19 protein-coding genes are annotated in these 20,975 nt (G+C 72.3%); 8 read left to right on the forward strand and 11 right to left on the reverse strand.

Annotated features, from left to right (window positions below):
* Window position 1: 1 nt before the first annotated feature.
* From FB563_RS32670 to FB563_RS32690, 5 genes are read right to left on the reverse strand one after another with little or no spacing between them, the layout of a single operon-like run.
* Window positions 2-688 carry an acetyltransferase gene (locus FB563_RS32670; RefSeq protein ID WP_055703844.1) on the reverse strand — a complete coding sequence of 229 codons (687 nt, stop codon included), beginning with the start codon at window positions 686-688 and terminating at the stop codon, window positions 2-4.
* On the reverse strand, window positions 685-1,824 hold the full coding sequence (locus tag FB563_RS32675) for a DegT/DnrJ/EryC1/StrS family aminotransferase (protein WP_079048506.1): 1,140 nt from the start codon (window positions 1,822-1,824) through the stop codon (window positions 685-687). Before FB563_RS32675 ends, FB563_RS32670 begins: the two co-directional genes overlap by 4 nt.
* On the reverse strand, window positions 1,821-2,801 hold the full coding sequence (locus tag FB563_RS32680; protein ID WP_234357559.1) for an SDR family NAD(P)-dependent oxidoreductase: 981 nt from the start codon (window positions 2,799-2,801) through the stop codon (window positions 1,821-1,823). Before FB563_RS32680 ends, FB563_RS32675 begins: the two co-directional genes overlap by 4 nt.
* Before the next feature lie 24 nt (window positions 2,802-2,825).
* On the reverse strand, window positions 2,826-3,881 hold the full coding sequence (locus tag FB563_RS32685; protein ID WP_055703845.1) for a Gfo/Idh/MocA family protein: 1,056 nt from the start codon (window positions 3,879-3,881) through the stop codon (window positions 2,826-2,828).
* Window positions 3,882-3,934: 53 nt separating this feature from the next.
* Entirely contained in the window at window positions 3,935-5,374 is a 1,440-nt protein-coding gene (locus tag FB563_RS32690; protein WP_055703883.1) for an exopolysaccharide biosynthesis polyprenyl glycosylphosphotransferase, read from the reverse strand.
* A 347-nt stretch (window positions 5,375-5,721) separates the two neighbouring features.
* Here FB563_RS32690 and FB563_RS32695 point away from each other — a divergent pair, with 347 nt between their 5' ends.
* From FB563_RS32695 to FB563_RS32705, 3 genes are read left to right on the forward strand one after another with little or no spacing between them, the layout of a single operon-like run.
* Complete coding sequence (locus FB563_RS32695) at window positions 5,722-6,606, forward strand: glycosyltransferase family 2 protein (protein ID WP_055703846.1); 885 nt, start codon at window positions 5,722-5,724, stop codon at window positions 6,604-6,606.
* Between the two features lie 24 nt (window positions 6,607-6,630).
* Entirely contained in the window at window positions 6,631-7,956 is a 1,326-nt protein-coding gene (locus tag FB563_RS32700; protein WP_199832699.1) for an MFS transporter, read from the forward strand.
* 23 nt (window positions 7,957-7,979) lie between these two features.
* Complete coding sequence (locus tag FB563_RS32705) at window positions 7,980-9,026, forward strand: TolB-like translocation protein (RefSeq protein WP_055703847.1); 1,047 nt, start codon at window positions 7,980-7,982, stop codon at window positions 9,024-9,026.
* Here FB563_RS32705 and FB563_RS32710 read toward each other — a convergent pair.
* Window positions 9,010-9,255, reverse strand: coding sequence for a Smr/MutS family protein (locus FB563_RS32710; protein WP_055703848.1), 246 nt, complete (start codon window positions 9,253-9,255; stop codon window positions 9,010-9,012). The two genes, FB563_RS32705 and FB563_RS32710, sit on opposite strands and share 17 nt — an antisense overlap.
* 149 nt (window positions 9,256-9,404) lie before the next feature.
* Here FB563_RS32710 and FB563_RS32715 point away from each other — a divergent pair, with 149 nt between their 5' ends.
* Together FB563_RS32715 and FB563_RS32720 are read left to right on the forward strand one after the other, a co-directional pair.
* Window positions 9,405-10,424 carry an urea transporter gene (locus tag FB563_RS32715; RefSeq protein WP_199832700.1) on the forward strand — a complete coding sequence of 340 codons (1,020 nt, stop codon included), beginning with the start codon at window positions 9,405-9,407 and terminating at the stop codon, window positions 10,422-10,424.
* Window positions 10,425-11,102: 678 nt separating this feature from the next.
* The gene (locus FB563_RS32720) at window positions 11,103-11,489 is read left to right on the forward strand and encodes a DUF2267 domain-containing protein (RefSeq protein ID WP_055703849.1); all 387 of its coding nucleotides are present in this window, start codon (window positions 11,103-11,105) and stop codon (window positions 11,487-11,489) included.
* Between the two features lie 35 nt (window positions 11,490-11,524).
* Here the strand turns inward: FB563_RS32720 and FB563_RS32725 are convergent, their stop codons facing one another.
* Window positions 11,525-12,856, reverse strand: coding sequence for an erythromycin esterase family protein (locus FB563_RS32725; protein ID WP_234357560.1), 1,332 nt, complete (start codon window positions 12,854-12,856; stop codon window positions 11,525-11,527).
* 239 nt (window positions 12,857-13,095) lie between these two features.
* On the opposite strand from FB563_RS32725, the gene FB563_RS32730 reads away from it, so the two are divergent.
* Entirely contained in the window at window positions 13,096-14,118 is a 1,023-nt protein-coding gene (locus tag FB563_RS32730; RefSeq protein ID WP_055703886.1) for a sigma-70 family RNA polymerase sigma factor, read from the forward strand.
* Window positions 14,119-14,255: 137 nt separating this feature from the next.
* Here FB563_RS32730 and FB563_RS32735 read toward each other — a convergent pair whose 3' ends face one another.
* Window positions 14,256-14,540 (reverse strand): hypothetical protein, encoded by a 285-nt coding sequence (locus FB563_RS32735; protein ID WP_055703850.1) that lies wholly within the window; start codon window positions 14,538-14,540, stop codon window positions 14,256-14,258.
* 113 nt (window positions 14,541-14,653) lie between these two features.
* On the opposite strand from FB563_RS32735, the gene FB563_RS32740 reads away from it, so the two are divergent.
* Both FB563_RS32740 and FB563_RS32745 read left to right on the forward strand, forming a co-directional pair.
* The gene (locus FB563_RS32740) at window positions 14,654-15,106 is read left to right on the forward strand and encodes a YbhB/YbcL family Raf kinase inhibitor-like protein (RefSeq protein ID WP_055703851.1); all 453 of its coding nucleotides are present in this window, start codon (window positions 14,654-14,656) and stop codon (window positions 15,104-15,106) included.
* A gap of 583 nt (window positions 15,107-15,689) precedes the next feature.
* On the forward strand, window positions 15,690-16,148 hold the full coding sequence (locus FB563_RS32745; protein ID WP_055703852.1) for a hypothetical protein: 459 nt from the start codon (window positions 15,690-15,692) through the stop codon (window positions 16,146-16,148).
* Window positions 16,149-16,182: 34 nt separating this feature from the next.
* Here the strand turns inward: FB563_RS32745 and FB563_RS32750 are convergent, their stop codons facing one another.
* The 3 genes from FB563_RS32750 to FB563_RS32760 all read right to left on the reverse strand — a co-directional run bounded on the left by FB563_RS32750 (window position 16,183) and on the right by FB563_RS32760 (window position 20,959).
* Window positions 16,183-16,578: a DUF2267 domain-containing protein gene (locus FB563_RS32750; protein ID WP_055703853.1), complete on the reverse strand. Its 396-nt coding sequence runs from the start codon at window positions 16,576-16,578 to the stop codon at window positions 16,183-16,185.
* 155 nt (window positions 16,579-16,733) lie between these two features.
* Complete coding sequence (locus FB563_RS32755; RefSeq protein WP_055703854.1) at window positions 16,734-17,882, reverse strand: ABC transporter substrate-binding protein; 1,149 nt, start codon at window positions 17,880-17,882, stop codon at window positions 16,734-16,736.
* A gap of 296 nt (window positions 17,883-18,178) precedes the next feature.
* Window positions 18,179-20,959, reverse strand: coding sequence for a SpoIIE family protein phosphatase (locus tag FB563_RS32760; protein WP_079048504.1), 2,781 nt, complete (start codon window positions 20,957-20,959; stop codon window positions 18,179-18,181).
* Window positions 20,960-20,975: the final 16 nt, after the last annotated feature.

Raw genomic sequence — 20,975 nt, forward strand, 5'->3', positions numbered from 1 at the left:
GTCAGCGGTCCCCCCACTGTCGTCGCTCTGCAAGTTCGTCGAGCGCGGGCGCCTCCGCCGCGCGAAGCCGCCGGGCGGGGCTGCCCACCCAGACCTCGCCGGGCGGAACGTCGCCGAGCACGGTGCTCCCCATCCCGATCAGCGACCAGGCGCCGACCGTCGTGCCCTCCTTCACCAGCGCCCCTGAGCCGACATAGGCGCCCCGTTCCAGCCGCACTCCCCCGCCCAGACGGACACCGGACGCGAGCGTGACGTGGTCCTCGACCCGGTCGTCGTGGGTGAGGACGACGTGCGGCATCACCGCGACATGCGCGCCCACCCGCACGGCGGCGGTCAGGACGCAGTGCGCGAGCAGAACGGAGCCCGGGCCCACCTCGGACGTCTCCGACACCGACGCCGTGGGGTGGATCACGGTGGCACAGCGGTCGGCGGCGAGATCGAGCCTGCGCACCAGGCGGGCGCGGGCCGCGTAGTCCCTGGGGTTGCCGACGCAGATCACCACCCGGGCGTCAGGCAGCTCGTGGACCAGGTCGCAGCCGCCGAGGACGGGCACGCCGTCCACCTCGGTGCCGTGCAGGGCGGGGTTGTCGTCCAGGTGCCCGAGCAGCTTGAACCCGGCCGCGTCCGTGACGGCCTGTGCGGTCTCCCGGGCGAAGCCGCCCGCGCCGATGATCAAAAGTTCGTTCATCTTCGGGCCTGTTCGCGCAGTACGGCCACGACCCGGTCCTGCTGGGCCTCGGTCATGGTGTGGAACAGCGGCAGGATCAGCGAGTCACGGGTGATGCGCTCGGTGACCGGCAGCGGCGGGCGCGGATGGTCCGCGTAGGCGGGTTCGAGGTGCGCGGCCATGATGCCGCGCCGGGCGGAGACACCGGCCTCGGCGAGCGCGGCGAGCAGGTCGTCCCGGCCGACGGGGAAGTCCTCTCCCAGCAGCACCCAGTACGACTGGAAGTTGCTCTGCCCGTGCGCGGGGTCGCGGACGGGGGTGAGCCCGGGAACGTCGTGCAGCAACGCGTCGTAGCGCGCGGCGAGTTCGCGGCGGCGGTGGATCATCGTGTCGAGCTTGCCGAGCTGAACCAGGCCGACGGCGGCCTGGATGTCGGTCATCCGGTAGTTGAAGCCGACCTCGAGGTAGCTCTCCAGGACGGGCCTGTCGCTCGCGTGACGCTGCGCCGCCGAGGCGTTCATCCCGTGCTCGCGCAGCCGGCGCAGGCGTGCCGCCCACTCGGCGTCATCGGTGGTGATCATGCCGCCCTCGCCCGTGGTGACGAGCTTGCGCGGATGGAAGGACCAGGCGGCCAGCAGCGCGCCGTGGCCGACGGGCTTGCCGCCGACGGTCGAGCCGATGGCGCAGGCCGCGTCCTCGACCAGGGCCAGGTCCCAGTCGCCGCAGGCGGCGCGCAGGGCGTGCACATCGGCCGGCACGCCGCCCTGGTGGACAGCCAGGACGGCCCTGGTGCGGGGGGTGCGGACCGCGTCCACGGTGGCCGGCGTCAGGTTGCCGGTGGTGAGGTCGACGTCGGCGAACACCGGCTCGGCGCCGACGTACCGCACGGCGTTGGCGGTGGCGATGAACGACAGCGAGGGCACCACGACCTCGTCGCCGGGGCCGAGGCCGAGCGCGACGAGTGAGAGGTGCAGGGCGGTCGTGCACGAGCTGACCGCGATGCCGTGCTCGGCGCCCACCCGCTCGGCGAAGGCCCGCTCGAACCCGGCGACGCGGGGGCCCTGGGCGACCCACCCGGACAGCACGGCGTCGGAGGCGGCCCGGGCCTCCTCCTCGCCGAGCCAGGGGATCATCACCGGGATGCGGTCGGTGGTCACCTGGCCGCCTCCCGCTCCGCGCGCCACCACTCCACCAGGTCCTTCAGCCCGGTGCGCAGGTCGATCCGCGCGGTGAAGCCGAGCCGCTCGGCGGCCTTCGAGGTGTCCGCGAGCCGCCGCCTCACGCCGTTCACCGCGCGGGCGGGCCCGTGCACCGGCTCCAGGCCCGTCGCGCCCATCGCCTCCAGCAGGCCCTCGGCGAGCTCCTTCAGTGAGGTCTCGGTCCCGCTGGCGATGTTGAACACCTCGTCGGTGAGGTCCGACTCCGCGGCCAGCACATTGGCCCGGGCGATGTCGCGGACGTCGACGAAGTCCATGGTCTGGGTGCCGTCGCCGAGGATCAGCGGCGGTTCGCCCGCCTCGATGCGTTCCATCCAGCGGATGAGCACCTCGGTGTAGAGGCCGTGGATGTCCATGCGGGGGCCGTAGACGTTGAAGTAGCGCAGCGCCACGTAGTCCAGGCCGTACATGGCGTGGAAGCTGCGCAGCATGCCCTCGTTGAAGGCCTTCGCGGCGCCGTAGAAGGTGTCGTTGTTGTACGGATGGTGGCGCTCGGTCGTCGGGAAGGTCTCGGCCATGCCGTAGACGGACGCCGAGGAGGAGGCGATCACCTTGGCGACCCCGGCCTCGGCCGCGGCCTCCAGGACGTTGAAGGTGCCGTCGACCAGGACCTCGTTGGCGAGCCGGGGCTCCTCCGCGCACTGGGTGATGCGAATGGCGGCGAGGTGGAAGACGAGGTCGGCGCCCTCGGTGACCTTCCGTACGGTGGCGGCGTCCCGGACGTCGCCCTCGACGATCTCCACGACGCCGCTGGGCAGGGCCTGCGCGAGGTTGGCCCGCCGTCCGCGCACGAAATTGTCGAGCACGACGATCTCGCGGGCGCCGCCCTCGGCCAGGAGGTCGACGAGGTTGGAGCCGATGGTGCCGGCTCCCCCGGTGACCAGGATCTTCTTGCCTCGTACGCTGCTCAACTGCACTTACCTCTCCGCCGATCGGATCTGTCAACGCCCGGCGCGCAGGCCGACGACCGCGCCCTTGAACTCGAGGCTCCGGGACGCCGCCTCGAGAATGTCCAGCACCCTGAGACCCGCCCGGCCGTCGGTCAGCGGTGCCCGCCGCTGCCGGATCGCGTCGCCGAACTCGTCGACCATGCTGCGCAGCGCCTCCTTCTCGCCGATGGCGGGCGCGATCATGTCTCCGGAGCGGTAGGAGACGAGCATGTCCCGGCGCTCGTCGGCACCGATCTCCTGGGGCGAGGACAGGTCCACGCCCCGGTCGTAAACAGCCACCCGCTGCAGAGGGTTGAGGTCGTCCCAGATCAAGGTGCGTTTGGCGCCGCCCACCATGGTGGTGCGCACCTTGGTCGGCGACAGCCAGTTGACGTGCACGTGGGCGATGGCCCCGGTGTTGAGCTGAAGCGTCAGATAGGCCACGCAGGCCTGCCCGGCGCCGATCGGGTCGGCTCCGTGGGCGGCGACCGCGACCGGCTCGACGGCGTCGGGGAGGATGAAGTCCAGGATCGAGAGGTCGTGCGGGGCGAGGTCCCACATCACGTCGATGTCCTTCTGGACGAGCCCGAGGTTGATCCGGACCGAGTCCACGAAGTGGATCTCACCGAGTTCGCCGGAGCGGACCAGGTCCCGGATGCGGCCCACGGCGGGCGTGTAGCAGTAGGTGTGGTCGCACATCAGGGTGAGTCCGCGCTGCTCCGCCTCGGTGACCAGGCGCAGCCCGTCGGCGTAGGTCGCCGCGAGCGGCTTCTCCACCAGGACGTGCTTGCCGGCGCGCAGGGCGGCCAGGGCGATGTCGAGGTGGGTTCCGGCGGGCGTGGCCACGGCGACGGCGTCCACTTCGGGGTCGGCGAGGACAGCCGCATAGTCCGCGGTGGCCTCGACCGTCGAGTAGCCGCCGAGGACCCGCCGGGCCCGCTCCACGTCGAGGTCGCACAGCAGGCGCAACCGGAACCGCTCGCTGGCCTGGAAGTTGCGGACGAGGTTGGGTCCCCAGTACCCGGCCCCGACGACCGCGACCCCCAACGGCTCGGTGGTCTGCGTCACTTGGTTCCTCTCCCCTTGGTCCTTCGGTAGGCGGTCGGTCTGCAGACGGACCATCAGTAGGCCCCCGTTCCCCGCACCACGGCGGACCCGGTGCGCAGCAGGATCGACACGTCGAGGCTCATCGACCAGTTGTCCACGTATCCGAGGTCGAGCCGGACCGCCTCCTCCCAGGGCAGGTCGGAGCGTCCGCTGACCTGCCAGAGTCCGGTGAGGCCGGGCTTGACGAGCAGCCGGCGTTTGATGTCCGGGGTGTACGCCTCCACCTCCTCGGGCAGCGGCGGACGGGGGCCGACGAGGGACATGTGGCCCTTGACGACGTTGAGCAGTTGCGGCAGTTCGTCGAGGGAGCTGCGGCGCAGGAACGAGCCGACCCGGGTGATCCGCGGGTCCTCCTTCACCTTGAACAGCAGGCCGTCGCTGTTCTCGTTGAGGTGCTCCAGTTCCGCCCGCAGGGCCTCCGAGTCCGGCCGCATCGTGCGGAACTTCAGCATGGTGAAGTGGTCGCCGTACCGGCCCACCCGCTGCTGCCGGAACAGGGCGGGCCCGGAGCTGTCCAGCCGGACGATCAGGGCGATCAGCAGCATGGGCAGGGCAAGGAGCAGCAGGAGTGCCGCCGCGAGCGTACGGTCCAGCAGTTCCTTGGGCAGCCGGGAGATCCGGGAGAGGTTCGGGGCCTGGATCCGCACGAGCGGCACCCCGCCCGCGTGCCGTACCGCCAGCCGGGATGCGGAGACGTCGGTCAGCACGGGGGCCAGGAGGAAGTCGACGCCCTGCGCGGCCGCCGTCCAGGACATCCGCCGCAGCACGGAGGCGTCGGCCCCGGGTACCGGCAGCGCCACGACGGTGCTCACGCCCAGGGCCCGGACGACGTCGTCCATGTCGCCGATGCCGCCGAGGACGGGCAGTCCCAACTTGCGTATGTCCGCGGCGTTCTGCGGGTCGCTCAGGCACGCTCCGGCGGCCTGCAGTTCCTGTACGCCGCCGCGCCGCAGCACGGCGACCAGCTCCACGATGCCGTGTGACGGTCCGACCAGCAGCGTCGCACTCCGGTCCCGGCCCCGGGACCACCGCCGGTGCAGCCGGCGGCGCAGCGTGTACCGGACCGGCAGGGCGATCACGGCGGCCGGCACCGCGGACATGATCATGTCATGAAGGAGGCCTGCATCGCGCGTGCCCAGCCAGTACGCGAGGGCGGCCAGCGCCGGCAGGGCGACGGCTCCGCGCAGCACCCGCCGGTACTCCTCGGTTCCCAGGCCGAGGGCACTGCGATCGTAGGAGCGATGGGCCAGCATCGCCACGATCCAGGTCGGGGGCAGTACCAGGGCCACCGTCCAGCGGCCGTACGCCCCGTGGATCAGTAAGGCCGCGGCAACGGCTGCGAAGCCGTCCGCGACCAGCAGGGCAGTGCGGTATTTGCGTTCCCAGCGTCTTCGGCGAGCTTCTGGACGTCTGTGTTCCACGACCAGTTGCTCATGCGTGACCTCAATGGTCATGTCCCCCCACCACATGCGCGGCTCCCCCTGGCCGGACGCAACCGGACCTACGGTCGCACGTGCGCAAGCCAGGGCTGGATCAGCACCGCATGTGTCTCCTCCACACCGCGGCACCGAAAAAGACGAGGAAGCCGTCAGCGGTTCCCCAACCGCCCCGTGCTTCCTGCATGTTGGTTACTGCCTGTTTCGCATCCGGTTCACCGCGCCGCACCTTGACGTGCCGTCAAGGCCAAGTAGCCCTCCCAAACCGGCTCGGCGGAGCTCAATCTAGACCACTGGACGCAGTCACGGGAACAGTTGGACGAAACACGCAGCGCAATGGCGACTTCGGCGCCATACTGCCGGACGTGACGAGCATCGTGATCCCGGCCCACAACGAGGCGCGCGTCATCGGCCGGCTCCTCGATTCACTGCTGGCCGAGTCCTCCGATCCTTCCGAGTCCTCCAAGTCCTCCAAGTCCTCCGAAGACGAGACCGACATCGTGGTCGTGTGCAACGGCTGCACGGACGACACCGCGCGGATCGCTGCCGCTCGCGGCCCGCGCGTGCGGGTGGTCGAGATCCCCGCGCCCTCCAAGCACGCCGCCCTTCGGACCGGGGACGACCACGCGCGCGGCTTCCCCCGTGTCTACGTGGACGCCGACGTCGTGATCACGCGTGCCGACGTACGGGCGCTGACCGAGCCCCTGAACGACGACACCTCGGGCATCCTCGCCACCGCCCCCGAACGGCGGATCCCGCTGGCCGCCCGCCCCTGGCGGGTGCGCGCCTACTACCAGGTGTGGCAGCGGCTGCCCGCCGTACGCGAGGGGCTGTTCGGCAGGGGTGTGATCGCGGTCTCCAAGGCCGGTCAGGCCCGGATCGCCGCGCTGCCGCCGCTGATGGCCGACGACCTGGCCGCGTCCCTGGCGTTCGCCCCTGAGGAGCGGCTCGTGGTCGACGCGGCCCATGTCGTGATCCAACCGCCGCGCACCTGGCCGGACTTGATGAGACGGCGGGTCCGTGCCGCGGTGTCCACCGCCCAGGTCGAACAGCATCGCCGGCCGGAAGAGGCCTCGGCGCGCACCAGCACGGCGGATCTGAAGGCACTGCTCCGCAGGGAGCCGAGGCTCTTCGCGGCTGTCGTGGTCTTCGTCGCGGCGGCGGTCGGCGCCCGGCGGGGGGCCAGAAGGGCCATCCGGGCACAGGACTTCGGCACCTGGCTACGGGACGACAGCAGCCGGCAGAACTGATCGCACCGCACCTGGAGCCCTGTCTTGTATCTCACCGACCGCTCCGCGCCCGTCGAGGCGGGCATCGACCGACGCCGAAGACGCGGCCCGGGACGGGGGGTCGCCCCGGTCGTGCTCGTGCTGGGCACGGTCAGCCTGATCACGGACATCTCCTCGGAGATGGTCACCGCCGTCCTGCCGCTCTACCTCGTCACCACGCTCGGCTTCAGCCCGCTGGGATTCGGCACCCTCGACGGTGTCTACAACGGCGTCAGCGCGCTGGTCCAGCTCACCGGCGGCCATCTCGCCGACCGGGTGCGGGGCCACAAGCTGCTGGCCGGGATCGGCTACGGCCTGTCCGCGCTGTGCAAGCCGCTGCTCCTGATCGCCGGCGGCCTCGGCACCCTCGGCACGGTCCTGGCGCTGGAACGGACCGGCAAGGGTCTGCGCACCGCCCCGCGCGACGCGATGATCTCCCTGTCCACCCCGGCCGGGAACCAGGGCCGGGCGTTCGGTGTCCACCGGGCGATGGACACCACCGGCGCGATGCTCGGCCCGCTGGCGGCGTTCCTCATCCTGCGTGCCGCGGCCGACGGTTACGACGCCGTGTTCGGCGTGAGCGCGTGCGTCGCCGCGCTGGGCGTGGTCGTACTGGTGCTGTTCGTGCCCGGAGGGCCGCACGGTCCGGGGAGACGGCAGGACGGGCGGACGCATGACGCGGAGAGGACCTACGACGCCGATGTGACGGACGGTGCCGATGTCGGGGGCGGCGAGCCGCCCGTCCGGGTTCGCGAGGCGCTGGGGCTGCTGCGGCTGCCGCGGCTGCGGGCACTCGCCGGCTGTGCCGCGCTGCTCGGCCTGACCACCGTCAGTGACGCCTTCGTGTATCTGCTCCTCCAGCGGCGGGTCGGGGTGGGCGAGGAGTGGTTCACGCTGCTGCCGCTGGGCACGGCCGTCGTGTTCCTGCTGCTGGCCGTGCCCGTCGGCGCGCTGGCCGACCGGGCCGGGCGACGCACCGTGTTCCTCGCCGGGCACACGGGTCTGCTGACCGCCTACGCCCTCCTGCTGTGGGCCCCGGACACACCGCTCCTCGCCCCCCTCGTCCTCGCCCTGCACGGCACGTTCTACGCGGCGACCGACGGGGTGCTCCCGGCCGCCCTCGCGAGCCTCGTGCCGGAGCATCTGCGCGCCAGCGGCCTGGCCATCGTCGGCACCAGCCAGGCGCTGGCCCGGTTCTGCTGCTCGCTGGCCTTCGGCGCGGCCTGGACGGCGTGGGGCGACGGCCCGGCGCTGACCGGCTCGGCGGTCGGCCTGCTGTGCTGCGCGGCCGTCGCGGGCGTGGTGCTGCGGCCGGCCGGCGGAACCCGATGACCACCACAGCCACAAGGATCCGGATGACATCGCTGCGCCGCCGTCTGCTCGTACTCGTCGGAGCGGTCCTGCTGCTCGCGGGCCTGGGCGCCGGCGTGGTCCTGCACGCCGCGGCACGAGCGGACCGGGCGAACCAGCCGCACTCGGGTGAACCGGCCGTCACCGCAGGCAGGTTGACCCTCAACGAGAAGGGCCGGCTGGCGTTCCTCAACGCGGCCGCCGGTCCGCACCGCACCGCGGTCGCCTCGGTACCGTCCACGGACCCGGGGGGCGGGCGGACCGCCTCGAACCTGCGCTGCGCACGCTTCTACGCGGCCGCCGGCACGGGCATCTGCCTCCAGTCCAACCCGGGCGTGCTCAGGCAGAGCAACCGGGCCCTGCTGCTGGACGCGGACCTCCGCACCCGGCGCACCTTCCCGCTCGCGGGCACGCCCAGCCGGGCCCGGGTCTCACCCAGCGGCCACTTCGCCGCCTGGACCGTCTTCGTGTCCGGTGAGTCCTATGCGTCCGCCTTCTTCTCCACCCGGACCTCGATCCTCGACACCCGGACCATGCGGCTGACACCCAGTCTGGAGACGTTCTCCATCATCAAGGACGGCAGGCCCTACCACGCCTCGGACATCAACTTCTGGGGCGTCACCTTCTCCGCCGACGACGACACGTTCTACGCCACCCTCAACACCGCCGGCAAGACGTACCTGGTCCGGGGTTCGCTCTCCCGGCGCACGGTCACCACCCTGGTCGAGAACGTGGAGTGCCCGTCCCTCTCCCCCGACGGGACCCGAGTCGCCTTCAAGAAGCGGGTGCTGTCCCGTACCGACCTGTGGCACGAGTACGTCCTCGACCTGCGCACCCTGCACGAGACGCCGCTGGCCGAGCGCCACAGCGTCGACGACCAGGCCACCTGGCTCGACAACCGCACCGTCGCCTATGCCCTGCCCGCGAACGGCAAGGTCGGCGGCAGCGATCTGTGGAGCGTGCCCGCGGACGGCACGGGGACCCCTCGCCTGCTGATCGCCGACGCCTCCTCCCCTGCCCCGCTGGAGGCGAAGATCACCGGAAGTGGATGAGGATGCGTCCGGTGTTGCCCGTGTCGACCTCGCGCCGGACGTAGAGCTTCCTGATGTGCTTCTGGTCCAGGAACGCGAGCACCCGAGTCCTGAGCCGCCCGGATCCCTTGCCCGGGATGATCTCCGCAACGGGCTCGCCCGAGTGGTTGGCCTTGAAGAGGAACTGACGCAGCGCGAGTTCGATGTCGCGGTTGTTGCGGAAGATCGGGTGGAGATCGAGCGACAGCATACGGAACCTCCCGGTGATGCGACGACTCGATCAGGTCGGTCACGTCGGTGTCAATCGCCGACTCGCTTCTGACCACCTTCGACGTACCACAATGTCGTAATGCGGAAATATAATGCCGCCAAGCGGAAAAGACGAGGGTGGGGTTGAGTATGCGGCGCCATGTCAGGACGAAGGTGCTCAGACGCGGTCCGCGGTTCGCGAGCCGCGTGCTGCGGGGGCCGGCGCAGGTCATGTTCCTCGACAGCGCATGGGCAGGCGCCGTCTTCGCCCTCGCGCTGTGGACGGCGGACTGGCGCTACGGCGTCTACGCCCTGGGCGGCGCAGCCCTCGGAACCGGCGCCGCACGCCTGCTGGGCGCTCCTCATGACCGGGTACGGGCGGGGCTGGAGGGCCTCAACTCCTGCCTGACCGCGCTCTGCGTCGCCGTGTTCCTCGGCGCGGGCCGGCCGGCCACGGTGGTGCTGGCGGCCGGGGCCTGCCTCGTGGTCACCGTCGTCACCGCGGCCGTGATCCGGCTGCTGCACGTGTGGGATCTGCCGGCCCTGACCCTGCCCTACTGCCTGCTGGTGGGCGCGGTCACCGTGGCCGCGCCCGCCTTCCGGCGGATCTGCCCCCACGGCCGGAGCATCGCCGCGCTGCCCGGCGCCGCCTCCGGATCCACCGTCCTGCACTGGAAGGACGTGGCGGGAGCGTTCTTCCGCAACGTCTCCCAGGTCTTCTTCCTGGAGCAGTGGCAAGCGGGGGTCCTGCTGCTGGCCGGCCTCTTCCTGGCCAGCCGGGCCGCGGGATGGATGGCCTGCGCCGGCAGCGCGACGGGCATCTTGACGGCGTGGGCGCTCGGCACGCCGGCCGCCCGGATCGCGGACGGCACGATGGGCTACAACGCGGTACTGGTCGCGCCGGCGCTCTGCGGGGTGTTCCTGGCCGCCACCCGGACGACGCTGCCGTACGCCCTGCTCGGCGCGGCGACCGCGACCGCCCTGACCCCGGCCGTCGCCGCACTCCTCGCCCCGTCCGGCGGCCACCCGTTCACCTGGCCGTTCGTGCTGACGACCCTCGGCTTCCTGGCGGCCGCCCGGTCCTTCCCGCGCGTCACCGACCCGACCGGGCGCCGCACCTCGAGCCGGTCCGCCCCGTCACTCCACCGCGACCAGGCCACCGCCGGCTGACGGGCCGGATCCGCCCGAAGCAGACCGCTGTCCCGGAGGAGCGCGCCGACAACGGCGCCTGCGGGACCGCTGAGACCAGTCCGCGCTCCGCAGGGCGGCGCTCGTCCGCGTCAGTCGCCGCGGCCGCTCTGCCAGTCGAGCAGCCTGGCCCTGCCCCCCCCAGTGTCGATGTCCGTGTGCCTGGCGCGCGCCGCCTCCCCGGCGCCGCCCGAGCAGTGTGCTGTGCCCGGCCACCGTGACCGCCGCGTGGAAGCGCTGGTCCTCGTCCACACCGAGCTGGTCACGCGGCCAGTGCCGCGTCGGTTTCGGCGAGATCTTGCCCGTGCGGCGCAGCGCGGCGAGGGCGGCGAGCTTGGTCTCCAGGGGGTCGCGGGCGTCCAGGACGTCTGGCAGCCGCCGGCGCCGGTCGATCATCGTCTCGGCCGGCCCATGGTCACGCCGGCCGGCAGCCGCGCAGCGCGGGCTTCGCGGTATCGGTAGCCCCGGCGCGGCCGGCGCGCCCCCTGTCGAACGCCGGTTGGTGCCATCCGGTGCGGGTACCCGGGCGCGCATGGAATGGCGGCGGGTGCAGGGCTCGCCGGGCGCGGTCCTCGTCACGTGCCGACCGCCCGACCGCACGGTCCGGCCCGCGCCGGAGGTCGTCGACCTGCCACAGGGAGCACCACCCGGGAGCGCATCATGACGTCCACCGAATTCCTCGCCACCGTGCGGGAGCACGGGGAGTACACCGATCGCGACGAGGCGGCCCGCGTCACCGAAGCCGTCCTCAGCACCCTCGGCGACCGGCTGCAGCCCACCGCGGCGGATCACCTCGCGGATCAACTGCCTCTGGAGATCGGCGCCTTCGTCTCCGGCGTGGGCAACACAGGACGGACCTGGGGCGTGCAGGAGTTCGTCCGCCAGGTGGCCCGGGCCGCCGCCGAGGACGAGACCGCCGCCCGCAGGGACGCGGAAGTGGTCCTCACCGCCGTGGGCAACACCGTGTCGGGCGGTGAGCTGCACAAGCTGCTCAGCGTGCTCCCGAGCGGATACGCCGCGCTGTTCGGCCACCCCGAACTGACCTGACACGGCATCGCCCGGCGGTCGTGATCGCGGCGGCGTCACACACCCGCGGGCCAGGTCTGCTCCTCCCGGCTCCCCTCGGACCAGGGGTGCAGCGGGGTGAGCGCGTGGGTGCGGTCGAGGTAGCAGAAGGCGTCGTAGCGCTGGGCCAGAACCGTGGGGACGTAGTTGCCGACGCGGTCGTACTGCGGCCGGTACACCACGCCGATCGCGCGGTGACCATGCTCTTCGTGGAACCATTCGCCCCGCCCGGAGGAGGGCGGATGCTGGAACTGCACATGCGGGAAGACGAACAGCGCCCGCTCGCCCGGCAGCGCCCGGTGCAGCAGATCCTCCACACTCCCCCGGCGGGCGGCCGGCACGCCCATGATCCTCGGTGCGTCGCCCCAGGCGTCCGCGGCGATCACGGTGCCGGAGTGCGAGCTGAACCCGACAAGCACCACACCCCTCCCCATGTGCCGCTCGCGCACCAGCTGGCCGACGTTTATCTCGCCGACGTCGGCCATGTCCGTGGCACGCGCGTCGCCGATGTGGGTGTTGTGCGCCCAGACCACGGCCTTGGCCTCGGGGCCGTAATGCTCCATCAACCGGTCCAGCGTGTCGGCCATGTGGCGGTCCCGGATGTTCCACGACTCGGGGCCGCTGTCGAGCATGACCCGGTAGTAGGCCTCGGCCCCGGCCAGCACCTCGGCGTTCTGCCGGGCGGCGAATTCCGCGAGCGAACCGTCCATGGCCGCCGCCTGCGCCGCCCGCCGCCGCAGCTCGGTGAGCAGGGACACCACCTGGGGCTCACAGCCCTCCGGCACATAGCGGGTGGCCACCGCGTAGGACTGCGGATCCCGGGCGTACGGCTCGAAGCAACGGCACGCCTCCAGGGCGTGCTCCACCTTGTCGGGATCGTGCTCGCGCAGGTGGGCCAGCACCACGTCCAGCGACTCCCACAGGCTGTAGACGTCCAGCCCGAAGAAGCCCACGCGCCGCTCGGGCGGCAGAGCCTCGTTGTGCCGGCGCAGCCACCGGGTGAAGGCGGCCACGTCGGTGTTGCCCCACATCCACGTCGGCCAGCGCCTGAAGCCCGCCAGCACCTCGCCGGGATCCTCGGGCGCGCCCGGCGCGGCGACCACGGCGCAGTGCACGGCCTGGCAGTCCGGCCAGTCGCCCTCCACCGCGACGAAGGAGAAACCCTTCTCCTCGATCAGCCGGCGCGTCAGCAGATCGCGCACCCGGTAGTAGTCCGCGGTGCCGTGGGACGCCTCGCCGAGCAGCACATGGCGGGCGTCGCCGATGCGTTCCATCAACGGGTCCAGCGACGCCGGATCGGTCAGCGGCAGGGCCTGCCTGCGGATGCGGTCCTGGTCGGTTTCGGGCACGGACGCTCCCCTTTCCGCGGACGCCGCACCGGGTTCCCGCACCGCCGCGGGCCGAAACGGCGGGCATCCTCGCGCCCGCACCGGGAGCGCCCGCACCGGGAGCCGTCCCCGCGCACGGAACGCACGTGTCCCAACGCCGCGGCCGGGTACCCGCCACCATGGTCGACCCCCTCCGGAGCCACCGGGTCGACCTCCCGGCAAGCACAGAGTCGAAGCGACAGGAGTCGGAGGCCGGAACGATGCCTGCCCCGGCACGATCCGCACTCGCGGATCCCCAAGAGCGCCGCCGTGCCGCCGCCCGAGCGGCCCGCCCGCGCAGCCGGGTCCCGGAGACCACCGGCGACGAGCCGGACCTGCTCGGACAGTACCTGGTCCAGATCGCCGCGACCCCCCTGCTCGACGCCGCGGACGAGGTGCGGCTGGCCCGGCACATCGAGGCCGGAGTGCACGCCACCGAGGAACTGGAGCGGGCCGGCACCGGCGAGCACGCTCTCTCCCCGTCGCGGCGCCATGAGCTGGAGGCGGCCGCGCGGGAGGGCATGCAGGCCAAGGACCACATGATCCGGGCCAACCTGCGGCTCGTGGTGTCGATCGCCAAACGGCACGCCCACCGGGGCGCGCCCCTGCTCGACCTGATCCAGGAAGGCAACCTCGGGCTGATGCGGGCGGTGGAGAAGTTCGACCACACCAAGGGCTTCAAATTCTCCACGTACGCCACCTGGTGGATCCGGCAAGCCATCGAGCGGGGCCTGGCCCAGCACGCCCGCACCGTACGGCTGCCGATGCACGTCGTGGAGCAACTGCAGAAGCTCGCGAAGGTCGAACGGCAACTCCAGTTGCGCCTCGACCGCGAGCCGACGGACGACGAGGTGGCCCGGGAGAGCGGGTTCGCCGAGGACCGGGTCGTCTGGCTGCGCCGGGTGGGCCGGCAGGCGCTGAGCCTGGACACGCCTGTGGACGAGACGGGCGAGACCGTGGTCGGGGACCTCATTCCCGCCACCGACGTACTCCAGGCCCCGCAGGTCGCCGAGTACCGGGCGCTCGCGGAGGACCTCAGGGACGCCCTGGGCGTGCTGGCACCCCGCGAAGCCATGATCCTCAGTCTGCGCTACGGGCTGCACGACGGGCATCCGCGCACGCTGCAACAGGTGGCCGACCAGGTCGGGCTGACCCGGGAACGCGTGCGCCAGCTGGAGAAGGAGTCCCTCACCCGGCTGCGGGCACCCGAGACGGGCGAGCGCCTGCTGGACTGGGCGGGCTGAGACGACACCGCTCGGCCGGCCCGGGCTGCCCTCTGTCCGCGCTGTCCGCGCTGTTCGCGCCCCGGAGCCTGGCGCCGGGGCCCGGCCGCGCTCAGGCCCGGGCACGGACCCCCGGGCATCGGGTTCAGGCCCGGGCGTCAGGACCCCGGCGTCCCACCGAGCGTCGTGTTCCGTGTCCGGCGCGACCGGGAGCCGCGGTGGCGGCCGTTGTGTGCCGCGCCGCTCACCATGATCACCAGGCCCACGCAGAAGATGAGCGCCAGCGCGAGTCCGGAGCTGAACAGGGCGAGCCCGCTCATGGTGGCGATGTCGTGATCGAGGACGGACACCGTGTACTCGGGCCCGCCGGACAGGTTGCCCGCGATCGCGAGGGCCGTGAAGGCGGCCGCGCCCGCGAAGAGGAGCAGTCCGATGAACCGCATCCCAGTCATCTCCTCGCACGGGGGTGTGTCAGTCGTGCGGGTACCCCGTGCCTCTCCGGTCATCCCGTGCGGTGGGGCCGTATGCCCCCGCCCGCGCCGGGTACTCCGGTCGCATGGCCGGTATCGAACTCAGAAGCGCAGCCTTCAGTGACCACAGCATGATCCCGCGCCACTACGCACATGACGCGGACAACGTGTCTCCCCCGCTCACCTGGTCCGGAGTACCGGATGACGCGGCGGAGCTGGCCCTGCTGTGCGAGGACCCGGACGCACCGTCCGGAACCTTCGTGCACTGGCTCGTCACCGGTATCGACCCCCACGCCGGGGGCCTGGACGCCGGCGAGACACCCCAGGGCAGCCAGACCCATCGCAACGGATTCGGGGAACGGGGCTGGGGCGGCCCACAGCCCCCGGTCGGCGACAACGCCCACCGGTACTTCTTCCGGCTCTACGCCCTCCCCGCCCCGGTCTCGCTCCCGGACCGGGTCAGCGCCGACGAGGCCCACGCCGTCCTGGACCGGCAGCAGCTGGCCAGCGGCACCATCGTCGGGCTGTACCAGCGCTGACCGCGGCGGCCCGCATGCGCGGGCATGGGACGGGGCTCCGGCATGGCGTGGCCTCGCGGCCCGCCGTGTCGGGAGCACGGATCTGGTGCACGGCATCGGCGACCGTACCCGCCTCGAGGGCTTCGGCCCCGGCCGGCCCGATCGGTCCGCGCCGGCCGAGCCGGTGGAGTGACCCGGCCGGATGGCGCCGCCCGGGGCGTGATGGGCCGTGACGCCGCAGGACGCGGCCGGCCCGCCCTTTCCCCAGGACACCGGCATCGCCTTCCACGACGGCGTGTGGGGCCGCATGCGCAGCCGTACGCAGCCGTGCCGTGGGTCGGCCGCGGCCGGCGATGCCCGAGGTCGTCCTCGTACAGGGCACGGGTGTGGCCGACCACCTGCTTCCCGGGCTGGCGACGCTCGGCATGTGGACCCGTGCGCACCTGCTGGAGCTGCCCGGCTTCGCGGGCAGCGGGGATCCGCCGCACGAACTCGACGTACCGGAGTTCGGCCGCTCGGTCGCGGACTGGCTGCGGTCACGGGGCCCCGCCCGCACGCTGCTGATGGGGCACTCCAGCGGCACCGGGTCACCGCACGCGCGGCGGTGGGCGCGCCGAACGTCGTCGCGCCGGCCCTGGCGAGTCCCACGGTCGATCCGGTCGCGCGCACCCTGCCCCGACTGCTGCTGCGCCGGCGGCTGGACTCCCGGCGCGAGCCCTCCGGTCTGTCGGAGTCGCACCGCCCGGAGTGGAAGCGGGCCGGGCTCAGGCGCATGGTGCACACCGCGCGGGTCCATGTCGCCGACGACCTGGAGGAAGCCGTCGCCCGGCTGCGGATGCCGCTGCTGGTGAATCCGCGGCCGGGACGACCGGATCAGCACCCCCGAGTGGGGCCGGTGGCTCGTCACCCTGGTGCCGGACAGCACGTATCGCCAGGTACCGGGGGCGCACACCCTCCCCTGGCCGGTCCCCGATGCCTGGTCGCAGCCGGTGCGGGAGCCGGCCGCAAGAGCCCCGTGAACCCCGCCCGTGCCTGGTACTCGGCCCGCGTCAGCAGCAGGTGAGCGTGGCCGGGGTCTGGGCGACGCGGGTGAACGGCTAGGAGAGCGGATCGGGTTCCGTGAACAGCGTGCCGAACTCGTCCGGCAGGGCGTCTCGCAGGTCGGCGGCCAGAGACGTGTCCTCCGCGGAGATCCGGCAGACCACCGTCCGGGCCAGGAACAGGGCCTGGTCCGGAGTCGCACCCACGGGCCGGGCCACATCGGCCAGCAGTTCGTCGAGCCGCATGCCGGAGCCCTCCGCCACGTCGGCGCCGTACTGCAGCGCGGGACGTTCGTGGGCCGGTACGGCCTGGCGCAGATGCTCCCGGTGCGGTGGGTCCAGGCGACTGCTCAGCGCCGCGAGGACCAGATGCACGGCGGCGTCCGCCGCCTCCGGGTCGTCGAGCCGAGCGCGCGACGCCACCTCTTCCACCAGATGCCGATGGCTGATCATGCTGCCTCCCGCTGGTGAGGACGGGGTCATGCCCGAGGGGTCCGAGCGGCGACCCTGGGGGCCGCGTTCCACGGGTGCCCGTGGGGCCGACGCGTACACGGGACGACGCCACGGGCGGACGTCGGCGTGGCCCTGGCGGCGTACCAGCGGGTCCGTCACGGCCGGCCGGAGACGGCCTTCGCCCAGCCCTGGGTGACCGTCTTCCTCGCCTTCTCCAGTTGCTCGTCCGTCGGGAACTGGGGTGTTCCCTCAACCGTCGGCAGTCGTGCGGCGGCGGCCTTGTCGAGGGTGCCGTCCTGCTTCATGACGTCCATGAGCACCGGGCGGGCGTAGCCGCGCAGCCGGAGGTTCTGGCCCTCTGTGCTGAAGAGGTACTCCTGCCACAGGCGGGCGGCCGCCGGGTGCGGGGCGTGCTTGTTGACCGCGAGGGCGAAGTACTGGGCGAAGCTGCCGTCGAAGGGGATCGCGACCTGCCAGTCGACGCCCTTGTCGCGGAGCTGGTCGGCGTAATGGAGGTTGACGTAGTCCCAGTTGATGCTGATGGGGGTCCGGCCGTCCTCGACGGTTGCCGTGGTGGAACTGACGGGATTGAAGTTGCCGATCTTCTCGAGCTGGGCGAAGAAGTCGAGGCCGGGCTGGATGTTGTCGAAGGACCCGTTGTTCGCCAGCGCGGCGGCGTAGACGCTGTCGAAGGCGGTGGCCGACCGGGTCGGGTCGCCTTCCAGCGCGACCTTGCCCTTGTAAGCGGGCTTCAGCAGATCGGCGAAGGTCTCGGGACAGGTCCTCACCCGGTGGGCGTCGCAGCCGATGGAGATGTAGCCCCCGTAGTTGTTGGACCAGCGGGCGTTCGCGTCCTTCTGGTTCATGGGGATCGAGTCGAAGGCGGCGACCTTGTACGGCGCGAGCAGGTTCTGCTGCGCAGCGGTCCGCGCGAACGTGTCGCCCACGTCGATCACGTCGGGGGCCGTCGGACTGTTCCCCCGCTTCCGCAGGGCGTCGATCTCGTCCTCGCTGTGGCCGTGCGGGTTGTCGACCCTGACCTTGATCCCGTACTTCTTCTCGAAGCCGTCGATCAGCCCGCCGTAGTCGGCCCAGTCACGCGGCAGCGCGATCGCAGTGAGCGCGCCCTCCCGTTTGGCTGCGGCGATCAGTGCGGGCATGCCGCCCGCGTTCTCGGCGGACGTGGCCACCGACGGCTTCTGGGGCCTGGCGGTCGGTGGTGGGTTGCCGCAGGCGCTCAGGCCCAGTGCCACGAGAGCGAAGCAGCCGGCGACGGCCGCTGCTCGGGCACGGGGTGTGGTCACGACGGCTCCTGGGTGGGGAATGCGGTTGTCGCCGAAGGATGCGGCTTGTCACAGGGTGTGTCGTACCACCGCCAGGATGCGCGGTTCCGCCGTGGCGCGCGCGGTCGTGGACGTCCGAAGGCTGTCGCGGGCCGGGCCCCGGCGTACTCCGGTCCGCCGGCACATGGCCCACAGCGTCGGCGAAGTCGTCATGGGTCAGCGTACCCGGCCGCCCCGTCGGCCCAATCCCGCCCGGAAAGCCTGCGATCAGCGTGTTCTCCCTGCGGAACGCGCTCTTCTCACACCGCCGTGTCGTCTCACAGCGCCGTGTCGTCCCACTGGTCAAGCAGGATGTCGCCGAGTCCCGCCGCCTCCGGAGCGGCGCCGCCGTGGAGGGACTGTTCGGCCCAGATGACCTTTCCGGTGGGCGTGTAGCGGGTCCCCCAGCGTTCGGCCAACCGGGCGACCAGGAAGAGGCCGCGGCCGCCCTCGTCGGTCTCCTTGGCGCGGCGCAGCCGCGGCGAGGTGCTGCTGCCGTCGGAGACCTCGAAGATCAGGCTGCCCGCGCCGGGACCGCTGAGTGGCACCGTACGCAGCAGCCGGACGGCGATGGGCTCGCCGCCGTAGCGGACGGCGTTGGTGATCAGCTCGCTGAGGACGAGTTCGGCGGTGAAGGCGACCTCCTCCAGGCCCCACTCCGTCAGCCGCCGGGCGCAGGCGGCGCGCACCGGGCCCACCGCCGCCGGGTCACGGGGCACGTCCCACTCGGCGACCTGATCCGGTCCGAGCCGGCAGGTGCGGGCCACCAGGAGGGCGATGTCGTCCCTCGGCCGGTCGGACAGCATGGCCTTCATCACCGCCGTGCACGTGGCCTCCGGCGTGCGCGGGGGCCCGGACAGGGCATGGCGCAGGGCTTCCAGACCGACGTCCAGGTCTCGGGTGCGGTCCTCGATCAGCCCGTCGGTGAAGAGCACCAGCCGGGAGCCCTCGGGAACGGTGAGTTCGGCGGTCTCGACCGGCAGGCCGGCGCCGAGCCCCAGGGGTGGGGAGACGGGCAGCTGGAGGAGGTCGACGGTGCCGTCGGGCCGGACCACCGCCGGGCCCGGATGGCCGGCGGTGCCGAGGGCCAGCCGCCCGGAGGTGGGGTCGTAGACGGCGTACTGACAGGTCGCCCCGGTGATCATCGCCTGCCCGTCCTCGGCGGCGGCGATCTCCTCGGCGTCGATCTGGGCCACCAGCTCGTCCAGCCGGACCAGCAGCTCCTCCACCGGCAGGTCGAGGCCGGCGAAGTTGTGCACGGCGGTGCGCAGCCGGCCCATGGTCGCCGCGGCATGGAGACCATGGCCGACGACGTCGCCCACGACGAGGGCCACCCGGGTGCCGGACAGCGGGATGACGTCGAACCAGTCACCGCCCACCCCGGCCTGGGCCGGCAGGTAGCGGTAGGCCACGTCGAGGGCGGACTGTTCGGGGAGCCCGCGGGGCAGCAGGCTGTGCTGCAGGGTGACGGCCATGGTGTGTTCGCGGGTGTAGCGGCGGGCGTTGTCGACGCACAGCGCCGCCCGGGCGGCGAGCTCCTCGCCGAAGGACACGTCCTCGTCCTCGAACGGCGGGGAGTCCTTCGCACGCCAGAAATCCACCGCTCCCAGCACCACGCCGCGCGCTCGCAAGGGAACCACGAGCAGGGAGTGGATGCCGTGGTCGAGGATCCGCCGGGCTCGTTCGGGGTCCTGGGCCAGCCAGCCGCCGGAGGCGTTCAGGGCTCCGACCAGGAACGGGCGGCCGTCGGCCAGCGCCATGGAGACGGGGTGCTCGGGGACGAACCGGATCAGCTCGCCGACGGGGTGGAGGAGACGGTCCGTGTCCAGGCCGGCGACCGCGCTGCGGCGCAGCTCGATGATCCCGTCGGCCGTACGGGAGCCCTCCTCGCCGCGCAGGACCGGGTCCAGCAGGTCGACGGTGACGATGTCGGCGAACCGGGGTACCGCCACCTCGGCCAGTTCCTCGGCCGTGCGCTTCACATCGAGGGTGGTGCCGATCCGCAGCCCGGCGTCGTAGAGCAGTCTCAGCCGCTCGCGCGCCAACTCCGCCCGTCCGGCGACGATCCGCAGCTCGGTGGTGTCGCGGAGCGTGACCACGCTGCCGGCCGGTCCGTGTGGTGCGGTGAGCCGCTTGTTGACCGCGAGCAGCCGGTCGCCCGCCAGGTACACCTCGTCCGTGGCGGGGCGGTCGGAGGCCAGCAGCGCGGTGAGCTCCTCGGCGAGCCCCAGATCGGTGACGTGGCGCTGCTCCGCGTCCGTCGGCAGGTCCAGCAGCCGCCGTGCCTCGTCGTTGGCCAGCAGCAGCCGGCGGCCGTCGCCGCCGACGATCAGCACGCCCTCCCGGACCGCGTGCAGCACCGCGTCGTGGTGCTCGTACATCCGGGTCATCTCGGTGGGCCCCAGGCCATGGGTCTGCCGCCGCAAACGGCGGCTCACCAGGGCCGACCCGCCCGCGGCGACGACGAGGGCGGTGGCGGCGCCACCGAAGAGGACCGGCAGCTGCCGGTTCACCCGGTGCTGCACGGCCTCCACGGTGACGGGCACGGAGACGATGGCGATGACCGAGCCGTCGGGGGCCCTGACGGGGACCGCCGAGACCACGGAAAGGCCCAGGGAGCCCTGGAAGGTGCTGGTGAACGGCTTGCCGGACGCCGCCCGTGCGTAGGGTCCGATGACGCGTTTCCCGATCTGGTGCGGGTCGCTGTGGGTGAGGGTGATCCCGTTCAAGCCGTACACGATGATGGCGTCGACGCCGGCGGCCTTGCGGGCCGCCTGGGCATGCGGCTGCAGCGCCGCGCTCGGGTGCGCGCTCTTCAGTGCCGACACGATCCCGGGGGAGTTCGCGAATGCCTGCGCCGTGGTGAGAGTCCGGTGGCGGGCGTCCGCCATGGTGTCGCGTCGCGCCTGCACCACGAGCGCCACCAGGGTGGCGGCGACGATCAGCACCACGACCGCCAGCTGCAGAAGGAAGACCTGGCCGGCGAGGCTGTGCACGCTCAGCAGCGACCGCCACGCCTCTCCCCTGCGACGGGGGCGATCCGGCTCGGGGGTGCTCATGGAGACATCAGGAGCA

This window comes from Streptomyces puniciscabiei (assembly GCF_006715785.1).
Lineage (GTDB): Bacteria > Actinomycetota > Actinomycetes > Streptomycetales > Streptomycetaceae > Streptomyces > Streptomyces puniciscabiei.

Bases quoted from the DNA above. Each gene is read 5' to 3' on its own strand.
- FB563_RS32670 (WP_055703844.1), bottom strand. From the start codon at position 688: ATGAACGAACTTTTGATCATCGGCGCGGGCGGCTTCGCCCGGGAGACC.
- FB563_RS32690 (WP_055703883.1), bottom strand. From the start codon at position 5,374: ATGACCATTGAGGTCACGCATGAGCAACTGGTCGTGGAACACAGACGT.
- FB563_RS32705 (WP_055703847.1), top strand. From the start codon at position 7,980: ATGACATCGCTGCGCCGCCGTCTGCTCGTACTCGTCGGAGCGGTCCTG.
- FB563_RS32710 (WP_055703848.1), bottom strand. From the start codon at position 9,255: ATGCTGTCGCTCGATCTCCACCCGATCTTCCGCAACAACCGCGACATC.
- FB563_RS32715 (WP_199832700.1), top strand. From the start codon at position 9,405: ATGCGGCGCCATGTCAGGACGAAGGTGCTCAGACGCGGTCCGCGGTTC.
- FB563_RS32720 (WP_055703849.1), top strand. From the start codon at position 11,103: ATGACGTCCACCGAATTCCTCGCCACCGTGCGGGAGCACGGGGAGTAC.
- FB563_RS32730 (WP_055703886.1), top strand. From the start codon at position 13,096: ATGCCTGCCCCGGCACGATCCGCACTCGCGGATCCCCAAGAGCGCCGC.
- FB563_RS32735 (WP_055703850.1), bottom strand. From the start codon at position 14,540: ATGCGGTTCATCGGACTGCTCCTCTTCGCGGGCGCGGCCGCCTTCACG.
- FB563_RS32740 (WP_055703851.1), top strand. From the start codon at position 14,654: ATGGCCGGTATCGAACTCAGAAGCGCAGCCTTCAGTGACCACAGCATG.
- FB563_RS32750 (WP_055703853.1), bottom strand. From the start codon at position 16,578: ATGATCAGCCATCGGCATCTGGTGGAAGAGGTGGCGTCGCGCGCTCGG.
- FB563_RS32760 (WP_079048504.1), bottom strand. From the start codon at position 20,959: ATGAGCACCCCCGAGCCGGATCGCCCCCGTCGCAGGGGAGAGGCGTGG.